General features: G+C 49.8%; 10 protein-coding genes. 6 read left to right on the forward strand and 4 right to left on the reverse strand.

Annotated features, from left to right (window positions below):
* Positions 1 to 89 precede the first annotated feature (89 nt).
* Positions 90 to 2,966, forward strand: a complete 2,877-nt coding sequence (locus tag ACO05Z_RS19755; RefSeq protein WP_421903902.1) for a DEAD/DEAH box helicase — start codon at positions 90 to 92, stop codon at positions 2,964 to 2,966.
* A 19-nt stretch (positions 2,967 to 2,985) separates the two neighbouring features.
* Positions 2,986 to 3,642 (forward strand): toxin-antitoxin system YwqK family antitoxin, encoded by a 657-nt coding sequence (locus ACO05Z_RS19760; RefSeq protein WP_421903903.1) that lies wholly within the window; start codon positions 2,986 to 2,988, stop codon positions 3,640 to 3,642.
* Between the two features lie 150 nt (positions 3,643 to 3,792).
* Here the strand turns inward: ACO05Z_RS19760 and ACO05Z_RS19765 are convergent, their stop codons facing one another.
* The 4 genes from ACO05Z_RS19765 to ACO05Z_RS19780 all read right to left on the reverse strand — a co-directional run bounded on the left by ACO05Z_RS19765 (position 3,793) and on the right by ACO05Z_RS19780 (position 9,342).
* On the reverse strand, positions 3,793 to 5,166 hold the full coding sequence (locus tag ACO05Z_RS19765) for a sigma-54-dependent transcriptional regulator (RefSeq protein WP_421903904.1): 1,374 nt from the start codon (positions 5,164 to 5,166) through the stop codon (positions 3,793 to 3,795).
* 3 nt (positions 5,167 to 5,169) lie between these two features.
* Entirely contained in the window at positions 5,170 to 6,603 is a 1,434-nt protein-coding gene (locus tag ACO05Z_RS19770) for a sensor histidine kinase (RefSeq protein ID WP_421903905.1), read from the reverse strand.
* 120 nt (positions 6,604 to 6,723) lie between these two features.
* Positions 6,724 to 8,067 carry a glucose-6-phosphate isomerase gene (locus ACO05Z_RS19775; RefSeq protein WP_421903906.1) on the reverse strand — a complete coding sequence of 448 codons (1,344 nt, stop codon included), beginning with the start codon at positions 8,065 to 8,067 and terminating at the stop codon, positions 6,724 to 6,726.
* A 99-nt stretch (positions 8,068 to 8,166) separates the two neighbouring features.
* Entirely contained in the window at positions 8,167 to 9,342 is a 1,176-nt protein-coding gene (locus ACO05Z_RS19780; protein WP_421903907.1) for a pyridoxal phosphate-dependent aminotransferase, read from the reverse strand.
* A 333-nt stretch (positions 9,343 to 9,675) separates the two neighbouring features.
* Here ACO05Z_RS19780 and ACO05Z_RS19785 point away from each other — a divergent pair, with 333 nt between their 5' ends.
* The 4 genes from ACO05Z_RS19785 to ilvD all read left to right on the forward strand — a co-directional run bounded on the left by ACO05Z_RS19785 (position 9,676) and on the right by ilvD (position 13,513).
* Positions 9,676 to 10,029, forward strand: a complete 354-nt coding sequence (locus ACO05Z_RS19785) for a hypothetical protein (protein ID WP_421903908.1) — start codon at positions 9,676 to 9,678, stop codon at positions 10,027 to 10,029.
* Between the two features lie 21 nt (positions 10,030 to 10,050).
* The gene (gene ftsE, locus ACO05Z_RS19790) at positions 10,051 to 10,740 is read left to right on the forward strand and encodes a cell division ATP-binding protein FtsE (protein ID WP_421903909.1); all 690 of its coding nucleotides are present in this window, start codon (positions 10,051 to 10,053) and stop codon (positions 10,738 to 10,740) included.
* Positions 10,734 to 11,615, forward strand: coding sequence for a cell division protein FtsX (locus ACO05Z_RS19795; protein WP_421903910.1), 882 nt, complete (start codon positions 10,734 to 10,736; stop codon positions 11,613 to 11,615). The genes ftsE and ACO05Z_RS19795 overlap by 7 nt, the downstream gene beginning before the upstream one ends.
* 230 nt (positions 11,616 to 11,845) lie before the next feature.
* Entirely contained in the window at positions 11,846 to 13,513 is a 1,668-nt protein-coding gene (gene ilvD / locus ACO05Z_RS19800) for a dihydroxy-acid dehydratase (RefSeq protein WP_421903911.1), read from the forward strand.
* Positions 13,514 to 13,521 lie beyond the last annotated feature (8 nt).

Here is a 13,521-nt window from a genome sequence, read left to right on the forward strand (position 1 = left end):
CAGACCAAGCTTATTCAAGGGCCGCACGTGAAAACGTGCGGCCCTTTTTTCTTGACGAATTTTGATTACGATATGACTCTATTCACCTGATGCAGAACCAAGACAGAATACAAGAATACATCAACTCCCTGCTTGCTTCACCAACCATGGGCGATCAAGTAGTCCACCACCGGACCATGGACGGAACTGATCCATCCTACGGCGAGCCGCGCCGACCTTTTTCACCTTCGGTAAATTCCGTACTCGGATTTAGGAATATTGAGCAGCTCTATTCCCATCAGGCTGAAGCCACTGATTACGCCCGTGCCGGACGCAATGTAGTGGTCGCCACCCCAACGGCCAGCGGCAAGACCCTGACCTACAACCTGCCTGTGCTGGAACAATGTCTGCGCGATCCTGATTCCCACGCCCTCTATCTTTTCCCGCTCAAGGCCCTGGCACAGGACCAGCTCAAGACCTTTAATGAAATGGCTGCCCTGCTACCTGAACACGCCCGGCCCGAAGCAGCCATCTATGATGGAGACACCTCCCCATACAGACGCAAGAAAATCCGCGATACACCACCCGCAGTAATCCTGACCAACCCGGAAATGCTGCACCTGTCCATGCTGCCCTACCATGAAAAATGGGCTCCATTTTTAGCCGGACTAACTCACATCGTGGTAGATGAGGTCCACACCTACCGGGGAGTAATGGGGTCGCACATGGCCATGGTTTTCCGTCGCCTACTGCGTATCTGCAAATATTACGGGGCCAATCCCTCTTTTATTTTTTCCTCCGCCACCGTGGGTAACCCTGCGGAACTCTGCCACGACCTGACCGGACTGGAAGTGAACCCCATCACCGAATCCGGGGCCGCTTCCGGTAAACGCAATTACATTTTCTTCAATCCCGTGGTTTCGCCATACAGTGCAGCCATCCAACTACTCAAAGCAGGGCTGGCCCGTGGCCTGCGCACAATAGTCTATACCCAATCTCGCAAGATGACCGAACTCATCGCCATGTGGGTCAATGATAAGGCCGGTGAATACAAGGACCGCATCAGCGCCTACCGGGCCGGATTCCTGCCCGAGGAGAGACGTGAGATCGAACAGAAGATGTCTTCCGGGGAATTGCTGGCGGTTATTTCAACCAGCGCCCTCGAATTGGGCATAGACATCGGTGGACTCGATCTCTGCATCCTTGTGGGCTATCCCGGCTCAGTCATGGCTACGCTCCAGCGTGGAGGCCGTGTAGGGCGCAGCCAGCGCGAATCAGCTGTCATCCTCATCGGGCAGGAAGACGCCCTCGACCAATATTTCATGCGCAACCCGGACGATTTCTTTTCACGACCTGCGGAAAATGCGGTGCTCAATCCTTACAACCCGGTAATCATGCAGCGCCATCTGGTCTGCGCAGCAGCGGAATTAACCCTGCGCGACAATGACTATCTGCTTCGCGACGAAGAAATCAAACAACGGGTCACCGAGCTTGAAAAGGAAGGGATTCTACTACGCAACAAACGCGGAGATGAAATATACTCCACCCGCAAGCGTCCGCATCGTGATGTATCCCTGCGCGGAGCCGGATCGACCATGCACATTGAAGATTCTGCAAACGGATCGACCATCGGGACCATTGATGAAGTGCGGGCTTACTCCGAGGCACATGAAGGCGCAGTCTACATCCACCGAGGCTCTACCTATGCCATCAAGGAACTAGACCTCGGTGCCAATAAAATCAAGGCTTCCAAGGAACGTGTCGGCTATTACACCAAAGCCCGCAAAAACAAATCCACGGAAATACTCGAAGTCATTTCCCAGAAAAAAGTCTTCGGCATTGTCATGCGCTTCGGAAGACTGCGGGTAACCGAACAGGTCACCGGATATGAAAAACGGGCTGTGAAGGGCGGTAAACTGCTTGGAATAGTTCCTCTGGACATGCCCCCGGTAGTTTTTGAAACCCAAGGGCTATGGATGGAAATTTCACCGGAAATCAAACGCAGAGCCGAAGAAGATTTCATTCACTTCATGGGCGGTATCCATGCCGTGGAACATGCGGCCATCGGCATTACGCCTCTGCTGGTACTCACCGACCGCAATGATTTAGGCGGTATTTCCACGCCCATGCACGAGCAGGTCGATGGTCCAGCTGTATTTATCTACGACGGTATCCCCGGAGGCGCAGGACTGACCATGCAGGCCTTTGCACAGGCCGAAGAACTCCTTGAACGCACCTTACAGGTCATCGTAGACTGTGAATGCGAACTGGGCTGCCCCACCTGTGTGCATTCCCCCAAATGCGGCTCCGGCAACAGGCCCATCGACAAGGCCGCTGCCATCTACGTACTGGAAAACATAGTCAACGGACAACCACCGGAAAAAATAGAGGATTTATCTATGATACTGGTTCCCTTCGGCGAAGATGTAAAAAAGGAAGAAAACTCCAAAGAACCCAAAAGCTTCGGCGTTCTCGATGTGGAAACCCGTCGCTCGGCGCAGGAAGTAGGCGGCTGGAACAAGGCCGAACGCATGGGCATATCCATTGCTGTGCTCTACGATTCCACTGAAGACAAATTTTTCGAATACGAGGAAGAGCAGATCCCGGAAATGATGGAGCGTGTTCAGAAGCTGGACCTGATCATCGGCTTCAACATCGAACGCTTTGACTACAAAGTCCTTTCCGGCATTCACCCCTTTAACTACAAAGGTCTGCCTACTCTTGACCTGCTGCTCAAGGTCTACGAAAGGCTGGGTTACCGTCTCAAGCTGGACAATATTGCTCAAGCCACCCTTGATGCAGCCAAAAGCGCGGACGGTTTACAGGCCCTTGAATGGTGGAAAGAAGGACGTCTGGACCTGATCACCGAATACTGCAAGCAGGACGTGGCCGTGACCCGTGATGTCTACCTGTTTGGCAAAGAGAACGGATACGTGCTATTTACTAATAAAGAGAAAAAGAAAGTGAGATTACCCGTGAGCTGGTAAGAAAAAAGTTGAGGTGTCTATGCTCAGAAAGTTGCTGCTTTATTTAATGGCCCTGTTTTTAATGCTGCTGACCGCATGCAGTCAGCAGGAAGCAACTTTCTACGAACTAAGCTTTGAACATGACAAGATAGTCCTTATTGATTCAAATAAGCCATTCAGCGGAATCTATACCGAATATTACGACTCAGGACACCAATTCCCCAAGAGCCGTATTGTGATTAAGAATGGAGTCATGAACGGCAGGTTCTACCACTACTACCCTGACGGCAAAATGCGTGAGAAGGGCACCAACCGCAACGGCATGATATACGGATACCATTCCCTCTACTGGCCCAACGGCAAGATCAAGCAAAAGTTCTTCGTAGGCCGCGACAAGGCCGGATACAATTACGAGTACTTTGATAACGGCAAGATCCGGGAAATGCGTCATTACAACGAACAGGCCCAGTTAGACGGCAAGTCCTTTACCTTTCACCGTAACGGCAACGTAAAGGATGAGATGAACTACAAGAACGGAAAGCGTGAGGGCCTATTCATCACCAAGGACAAGGCAGGATTTCTGGTTAATGTCTTTGAGTACCGTGATGATGTCTTGCAGGAACGCGCCCGCGAGCATAATGACCTCTCGGATCACACAAAGTATTCTGCCATGACGACTATGTATTATCATTTTTAATGCCTCCGGCGGCTTAAACCCTTTTGCAAAAGGGTTTAAGAATCCCAAAAACATTTAATAAGCTTCGCATTTAGCTTCTAAAAACAACTTTCAAAATAAAAAAGCGCACAACCTTCACAGACTGTGCGCTTTAATTATTTAACAATATATTTACTTTCCTGTAATCTTATATTTCTTCAGCTTATACTGCAAAAGACTCTTGGAGATGCCGAGCATGTCAGCAGCATCGACCTTGACGAAGTTACTGGCCACCAGCGCCCTGCGTACCAATGTAGCTTCGATCTTATCCAATGTATCAGCAAGATTGAGCTTTGCTGGCAGCAAGTCCACCGCACTCTTGAACTGCGCTTCCTCATCCTTGATTTCGGCGGGCAGGTCTTCGGTCTCAATGACTGTGCCGGATGAAAGAACAACACAACGTTCCACAACGTTCTGCAACTGGCGCACGTTTCCGGGCCACTCGTAGGCGGTCATGTAATCCATGGCTGCCGGAGCAAAACCGTCAAATTCCTTATTATTGTCAGCGGAATAGGTAGCAAGGAAATGATCCACGAGGAAAGGAATATCCTCGCGACGCTCACGCAGGGGCGGCATTTCGATGCTGACTACGTTGAGACGGTAATAAAGATCTTCGCGAAACTCACCGTTTTCCACTGCTTCTTTAAGATTCTTGTTAGTAGCAGCAACAATGCGGATGTTCACCTTTATAGGTTCGCCCCCACCTACGCGTTCAATGGTCTTTTCCTGCAACACACGCAGCAGCTTGACCTGCATATCATGGGAAATTTCACCAATTTCATCGAGAAAAAGTGTTCCTTGATCAGCAGCTTCGAAACGTCCACGCTTGCGGGCCACGGCTCCAGTGAATGAGCCTTTTTCATGCCCGAAAAGTTCGCTCTCCAGCACCCCGGCGTTAAAAGCCATGCAGTTGACTGAAACAAAAGGCTTGTCGCAACGCGGTGAAGCCTGATGGATAGCCTGCGCCACCAGTTCCTTACCTGTTCCAGATTCCCCGGTAACCAGTACGGTAGAGCTCCCCGGAGCGGCTTTGCTGATCATGTCAAAGACCTGCAACATGGGTTTGGAACGACCAATAATGTTGCTGGGAGAATAACGATCCTTGATCTGCTCGCGGAGCTGCCTGTTTTCCTGCTGTGCCTTGGCAAACTGAGCAGCCTTGGTCACAGAAAGAAGCAGTTCTTCGTTGGCAAAAGGCTTGGTAATGTAGTCAAAGGCACCTATTTTCATGGCCTCAACAGCAGATTCAATGGAGCCGAAAGCGGTCATGATGATCACCGGGATGTGCGGAAAATTCTTTTTCACATGCTCCAACACATCCTGCCCGGTCAGCTTAGGCATCTTCATGTCAGTGATGACCAGATCAACTTCCGATTCATCAAGGTAAGCCAGCCCTGTTTCCGGGTCGGAAAGAGCAGTAATGGTATAGCCTTCATCTGAAAGCAGAGCTTCCAGAATGAGCAGGTAGTTCTGTTCGTCGTCCAGTATGAGTATATTTGCAGGCATTTTCTAGCAGTCTTTCTTTTCAGGTAAAAATATTTCCAAACGCGCCCCGCCTTCAGGATTGTTCCCGATGCGCAGCTTTCCGTTATGGCTTTCCACAATATTAGTCACAATTGCAAGCCCCAAGCCTGTTCCGTTATCCTTAGTAGTAAAAAACGGGTCTTTAACCTTCTCGATTATCTCAACCGGAAATCCCGGCCCGGAATCAGATACAACCACGCTTATCCCATTCTCTGCTTCATTAATGGAAACATTGATATGCCCATCTTTATCCACAGCCTGCATGGCGTTGCCGATGAGATTATAAAAAGCACGATAGAGCAAATCTTCATCGCCGCAGACCTGATGGCCCGGCAGGTAGTCCCGCTGAAGCTCAATATTGCTTTCACGACATTTGGATTCCAGGAACATGTATATCTTGTCCAGAAGATCAGCCGGATCAAGGGCAGTCATGGCAATCTTACGCGGCCTTGCGTAATCAAGAAAATCGCTAACCGTGCGGCTCAACCGTTTGGTTTCCTCATGAATAGCACCCAGAATCTTAACATTAACCGGGTCGCTTTCCTTCATCCTTTTGAGCAAAAGCTCCGAACTGGAGCGGATAATGCCCAGCGGGTTGCGAATTTCATGGGCTACCCCGGAAACCATACGCCCGATACTGGCCAATTTTTCACTCTGGTTAAGCTCTTTTTCAAACTGTCTGCGTTCCTGCATGCGCTGTTCATTAATAATATCAGCACGGCGAATGATAGCCATGATGGTGGCAAACAGGATAAGCGCCGAAAAACTGGAAGTGAACAGGATCAAACGCTCAAAATTTATAACTGACTGGTAATCCTCGGTAATATCCTGAGTCAGCTCCATCACGCCCATGATTACATTTTCATCAATGTTAAGGCTCTTTTCCGAACGCAGGGGATAAACAATCTTGAGCTGCATTGTTCCGGGACGCATGTGAAAATCAAAAATCAAAGCCAGGGTGGACTTTTTACTAATGAATTCATAGCGCGGTTTTCCGCTGTCTAAAACCTGCTTGATAAACTCACCCGCAAGGTCAACTTTTCCAATATTCTCGGTATCTGTCGAATATGAGACTGTGAGTTCCGGATCATAGATACGCACTTCATTAACCTTGAAGCTGTGCACGGTGGAACGCACCACCTGATCCAAGCGCTCCATCTGTTCCTTATTTTTCAATCCGATACGTCCGTAACCAATAAGTGTAGGCAGGATAAAACGGCGGTAAATCTGGTGGTTCAAGTTCTCAGCCTGCAAGAGGGCGAATTCCTTCTGTTTTTCCAGAAGGGTTTCGTCCGCATGTTTTGCCAAAAAAACAGAAAGTCCAAGACTGCTGGCAATGATAACAATCAGCAAAGTCCAAGAAAGAAGCTTAACAAGCTGGAATGATTTAACTTGCAAATCTTGATGTTGTGAGTCCAAAGATGCCTCCGGGCAGCTTAAATTATGTAGTTATTACTTATAAGCCTTCGGCAGCAAAAGCAAATCGGCCGCCCTATCAAAAAGACGACCGATTCAAATTTAAGTTAAGTTTTGTAATATTTAGAATTCCTGCTCTTCACGCTTTGTATTCAAGAATGAATTGAGGCTGTCTTTTTCTTTCTGCAGTCCATCAGCCCCGAGTCTGGCTTTGGCTAAAAGCTTACCCATCTCTACTGCTGGCTGATCAATGGGATTGATCTCGATCAGCCAGCCGGTAAAAATGGTCGCAGCCATAAGCAAACCCATAAGCCTTCCTGCGGCTTCTTCGGAATCTTCCCCCATCTGCATTTCAACAAGCGGGACTTTATTTGCGGCAAGGGCCATTTTTGTTCCGAGACCTTCAGCATGAATCAGCTCGCCAAAATTTTTACCCTTGAGATAAGCGAAGTTTTCCGGGATGTCCTCCGGGAAGTAAGCACCTTCAGGTAAAGAGGGGCAGGTCAGAAACAGGCAACCTTTGTTGCGCGGACCGTCCAGAAACATCTGATTAACCGAATGCTGGTCCGTGGCCCCGATCGCCGGAAGCGGCTGGCTGCCCTTGCCTTCCTTGCCGAGACTTTCAGCCCAGAGCTGGGCAAACCATTGCCCGAAGCAAGCCCATTGCGGAATATAAGAAAAGAAGATCAGTTCGTTGTAGCCTTCGCTCATTAAACCGGAAGCCCAGCAGGCCATTTTAAATGCCGGATGGCTACTCAATGTATCGCCATTAAGACTAGGTGATGCCAAAGGCGAAAGTACTGCGGAAGCACCTTCTACCAGCGAACGGTAATCGATGCCCATGAACATGGCCGGAAGCAGTCCGACAGCTGAAAGTACGGAATACCTGCCGCCTAGATAATCAGGAACTTCAAGGGTGCGTACGGAAAATTCATCGGCCTGTTCACGCAGAAAACCCTTTTCCTTATCGGTTACAAAAAGGAGGTTGCGGCTCCAGTTGTCACCCAAGTCCTGCTTGAGCTTATCGCGAACAAGGAAATACTGACTGATTGTTTCGATTGTCCCGCCGGATTTGGAGACAACCGCTACCAGAGTCTTTTCAAGGGGAAGTTTTTCGAGGTAGGCATCTAAAGTCTTGGAGCAGACATTGTCCGCAATCCAGAGCCAAGGCCCTTCGTGTCCGGGCTGGTCCTGCTGTGGGAAAAATGCTTTCTGCAAGGCTCTTGCGCCCAGAGCGGAACCACCGATGCCCAGCAGAAGCATATGGTCAAAACTTTTTACGTAATCTTCAAGACCGTCCAGATCGTGAAGCAGGGACGCCATAAAAGGCATGGAGCAGAAAGGAAGCTTGCCTTCGGCAACTTCTCCGCTGAATCTTGCGGCAATGGATGCTGCGGAGTCGCAATGGGATTCAGAATCAAGACGTTCGTACCAGCTGTCGGTCCAATCAAGAATATTAGCAGCCATATTCGATCTCCCTTGGTATGAGTTGCAACCTCTCCCGGAAGTAATTCCGGGAGAGGTTGATTTTTTCATCAATCAAATATGACTATCTTTACTTTCTTTTTATTTTCCCATCAACACTTTGCCGATTTTTTCCAGTGAATTTTTGAGCACTTCATCATCCACAGCGTAAGAGAAGCGGATGCAGCGGTCATCACCGAAAGCAGAACCGGGCACAAGAGCAACTCCGGCTTCTTCCAGAATCTTGGTACACATGGAAGCGGAATCAGGTGTTTCTTCAGTGAAGAAAGTATCCAGAACCGGGAAGAGATAGAAAGCTCCATCCGGTTTCGGGCAGATAACACCGGGCCATGCGGTGATGATGTCGTAAGCAAGGTCACGGCGCCGCTGGAACTTAACGCACATTTCATCAATAAGATCCCACGGACCTTCGAAAGCGGCCAAGGCTGCTTTCTGAGCCATGGTATTTACGTTGGAAGTGGACTGCCCCTGAATCTTGACCATGGCTTTAACCAGATCGGCATGGGCAAGAGTGGTTCCCACACGCCAGCCGGTCATGGCGAAGCTCTTGGAAAGAGCGCCGACAATAGCTACATCTTCAGGGTTCTTTTCCCAGAAGTTAGCAAGGGTGGAATACTGAGCAGGCTTGTAGACCAGACGGTCATAAACTTCATCGGAAACAATAAATATGCCTTTGGACTTGGCCCAGTTTGCGATCTCATCCAGCTGTGCCTGTGGGTAGTGTCCGCCGGTGGGGTTGGAGGGAGTGTTCAGGATCAGCAGTCTGGTCTTTTCAGTACAAGCTGCTTCAAGATCCTTGATCTCAGCCAGAAAACCGGACTCAGCGGTTGTGGGTACGATAACCGGCTTACCTTCAGCCAGCTCGACCATGGCCGGATAACTTACCCAATAGGGAGCAGGAATAAGCACTTCATCACCCGGATCAATGAGGGCCATGAACAGGTTGTATAGAGAATGCTTACCGCCGTTGCTGATAATAGTATTTTCAGCTTCAGCCTTTGCACCATAGAATTTACCGTAATAATTAGCTACAGCTGTACGCAGTTCAGGGAGTCCGGGAACAGCGGTGTAGCGATGAAATCCATCATCAACAGCCTTTTTCATGGCTTCGCAGACATGTTCCGGAGTGGGGGAATCAGGTTCACCAACTGCAAGGCTGACAATTTCCTTACCCTGTGCGCGCAGTTCCTGTGCCTTGGCGTTTACAGCCAGAGTTGCTGACGGTTTAGCCCTCATAAGTCTTTCAGAAATTTTCATATCTCTTTCCTGCTGCTTAAGTTATATGTTAATCCACGGCCATTGACGATATTTAAGCATACACCGTAACTGATCTAATCAAAGTCACAACACTTAATCTAAAGATGCGTCCAAAAGGCGCATAATTGTCAGGATTGTCATTAAGGTCCATGCTCTATTCGGGAACTTAATTGAAAACAGCAAAAACGTAAATCTCTCTGTGGTACATTTCCCACTTTACAACTCTGCTTTTTGACCGTTTACCGAAACAGAGGTCTTAGGAACCGCTTAATATAATGTTTTTTGCAAAACAGCCCCACCCCTGCTACAACCCCAATCGAGGAGTTTAATAATATGATTTACAGATTTTCTATTTTGATCGTCCTGCTGTTGAGTCTTGCTGCCTGCGCGCCCGTAATGATGAAAGGAGAAGTCACTTCCGAAAAAGGAACTTCCCTCGGTGTGGTAGAAATGACCGCTAACAAACGTCCGGAACTGGAAGCATACACTATTAAAGCCCAAATGCCCGATGAAACAATTTTCAACGGCGATATTGGATATCACAAAAGAACCGTCACCCTGTACAGCCATGACGGCGTCAGCATGAAATGCAACTTTGAATTAAAAGACCAACTTAAGGAATTCGAAGGTGGTGGAACAGGTGCCTGTACCACTTCCGACGGCCAGAAACTGACGGTTAAATTCTAGCCCTTTTCCACGGTGAATTAAATGATCCGGCTTAACCGGCTTTCATATAACTTCGGCTCCAACTGGGCACTGAAGGATATATCCCTGCACATTCAGAAAGGGGAATTCATCTTCCTGACCGGACATTCCGGTGCAGGTAAGACTACCCTCATGCGCCTGCTTTACGGCGCCCTGCCCCTGACCCGTGGTCAGGCTAGCGTTGCCGGGTATGACCTGCATAATATCAAGCGCGGTCAGATCCCCATGCTGCGCCGCGAGCTGGGCGTTGTCTTTCAGGATTTCAAAATCCTGCCCAACCGTTCAGTATACGAAAATGTATCCCTCGCCCTGACCGTACGCAGTATGCCCAAAGCAGTTGTTGATAAAAGGGTCCGGGCCATCATCCGCGCCTTAGGCCTTGAAAAGAAAAGTTATTCAAAATGCAGCAGTCTTTCCGGCGGTGAACAGCAGCGGGTAGCCATTGCCCGAGCCATGGTAGTCAATCCCAAACTCATCATTGCCGACGAACCTACCGGAAACCTCGACTTTGAACTTTCCCTGCACCTGATGGATGTATTCAAACAATTCCATACCCACGGAACTACAGTTGTCATGGCCACCCACAGCAGAGAAATCCTGCGCTGCGTTCCTGATGCCAGAATCATCCACCTTGAAGACGGACAACTCAGCGAACCTCCGGAATACCTGACCTCGGAGCTTTGCCCATGTTAGCACTCTTCTTCAGACTCATCGGACGGGGTATCCGCGATCTGGGGTTACATCCTTGGGCAAATATTTTCACCCTTGTAGCTGTGACCATGGTCTCCATCATGGCCGGACTGTTCATGCTCACCCTGCATAACGTCAATCAGGAACTCCTCAAGAGCAAGGGACAGGTTGAAATCCAGATTTTCTGGGCTTCAAACACCCCGGCGGAAGACTACAAAAAACAATGGGCCGACCTGCAAAATATCGAAGGCCTCAAAGACATTCGCACCTTCACCCCGGAAAATGCCCTCAGACAGCTTTCCGAAGCACTCAGCGACAGTGACGATTTTTCATGGCTCGGTAAATCGCGGAATCCCCTTCCGCCTACCGCCCTACTCTCATTTTCTGTTGAACCGGGTGTAGAAAACGAACGTTGGGCCGCAGATTTACTGCATGACCTTAAAGCACTTCCCTTTGTGGACAAGGTGCATTACAATCCCCTGCAGATTGACCTTGCACGAGGCTGGATCAGCCTGACCCAATCCATAGTCTGGCCCATAATAGCCTTTCTCGGACTGATAGTCGCACTGGTTGTTGGAAACACCATGCGCCTCTCGCTCATGACCCGCAAAGACGAAATAGAAATCCTCTATCTCGTGGGCGCCAAGCAATGGTTTATTCGCCTTCCGCTCCTAACCGGAGGGGCACTGCTCGGACTCGTCGGAAGTTCAACAGCCCTAGGTATCCTATACGCTGCCCAGCAACTTTTCACAGATATCCTGAACTTTCCGCCGCTATTCATGAAATTGACCTTCCTGCCCCCTGAACAATGCCTTATACTGGCAGGAACCGTCACCCTGATCGGAATGCTGAGCAGCTTTGTGGCTGTTAAGAATTAATTTAGCCTCCGGCGGCCCTTCGGGGACCAAAGAAACTTTTTGGAAAAAGTTTCTCTGGACTCTTCAAAAACTTTCGTTAGGGCTTCGCCTACTTCAACACAACTAATTGTTTTGCAACAAACAATTACGATATTCAAAGTTATTTCAACTAAAAACTAATAAAAAGTTTAAGGCCCCCGGCAGGGTCCTCGAAGAGCCGCCGGAGGCATACCCATCAGGAGAGAACCACCATGAGAAGTAAAAAAATGACAGGAGGGCTGGAGAAAGCCCCGCACCGTTCCCTGCTTTACGCACTGGGCATGTCCAAGGACGAGGTCAACCGTCCGCTGATCGGTATCTGTAACGCAGCCAACGAGATCATTCCCGGTCACGTACATTTGCACACCATCACTCGTGCGGTAAAAGACGGCGTGCGTCTTGCCGGCGGTGTCCCCATGGAATTTCCTGCCATCGGCGTCTGTGACGGTCTGGCCATGAACCACGCGGGCATGCGTTACTCCCTGCCCAGCCGTGAAATTATTGCCGATTCCATCGAAATCATGGCTACTGCGCATCCCTTTGATGCACTGGTACTCATCCCCAACTGTGATAAAATCGTACCCGGCATGCTCATGGCTGCCCTGCGCCTGAACATTCCGACCATCGTCATAAGCGGCGGTCCCATGCTCGCAGGCCGCAAAGACGGCAAAAAGGTCGACCTGATCACCGTATTCGAAGGTGTCGGTCAGGTTAAGACCGGAAACATGAGCGAAGACGAACTTTCCGTACTCGAACAGAGCGCCTGCCCCACCTGCGGCTCCTGTTCCGGTATGTTCACCGCGAACTCCATGAACTGTCTCTCCGAGACCATCGGTCTGGCCCTTCCCGGCAACGGCACCATACCCGCAGTCATGGCCGAGCGCACCCGTCTTGCCAAAGCAGCTGGTTCCCAGATCATGACCCTGCTCGAAAAAGACATCAAACCGCGCGATATTGTTACCGAGAAAAGCCTCAAAAACGCAGTAACCATGGACATGGCTCTGGGCTGCTCCACCAATACCGTGCTGCACCTGCCCGCTATCTTCAATGAGGCAGGCCTTAAACTGGACCTGACTGTATTTGATGAAATCAGCCGCAATACCCCAAACCTCTGTAAACTTTCCCCGGCCGGTCCCGATCACATCGAAGATCTCAACGCAGCAGGCGGTATTCAGGGTGTAATGGCCGAACTTTCCAAAACAGGCCGCATCGATCTTGATCCGCTGACCGTTACCGGTAAAACCGTTGGTGAAAACCTCAAGGAACTGAACGCAGGAATCAAGGACCACAAAATTGTGCGTCCGGTTGATGATCCTTACTCCAATGAAGGTGGAATCGCTGTTCTGTTCGGTAACATTGCTGAAGACGGCTGCGTAGTTAAGCAGTCCGCAGTGGCACCTGAAATGATGAAACGCACCTGCAACGCCAAGGTCTTCAATTCCGAAGAAGAAGCTGTTGAAGCGATTCTCGGCAACCAGATCATCAAAGGTGACGCTGTAGTTATCCTTTATGAAGGACCTAAAGGCGGTCCCGGTATGCGTGAAATGCTGACCCCCACCTCTGCAATCGCAGGTATGGGACTCGGCGCAGACGTAGCCCTGATCACTGACGGACGTTTTTCCGGCGGTACCCGCGGCGCAGCCATCGGGCACGTTTCCCCAGAAGCAGCTTCCGGCGGCGCAATCGGCCTTGTTCAGACTGGCGATGTAATCGAAATCGACATCCCCGGCCGTTCCATCAACGTGAAGCTCGATGAAGCTGAAATGAAAAAACGCCGCGCTGAATTCAAGCCCATTGAAAAGGAAATGCCCTCCGCATTCCTCAAGCGCTACAGCCAGAACGTAACTTCAGCATCAACTGGTGCTATTTATAAAAAATAGTTTCTTCA

It is taken from the genome of Maridesulfovibrio sp., from assembly GCF_965230075.1.
Lineage (GTDB): Bacteria > Desulfobacterota > Desulfovibrionia > Desulfovibrionales > Desulfovibrionaceae > Maridesulfovibrio.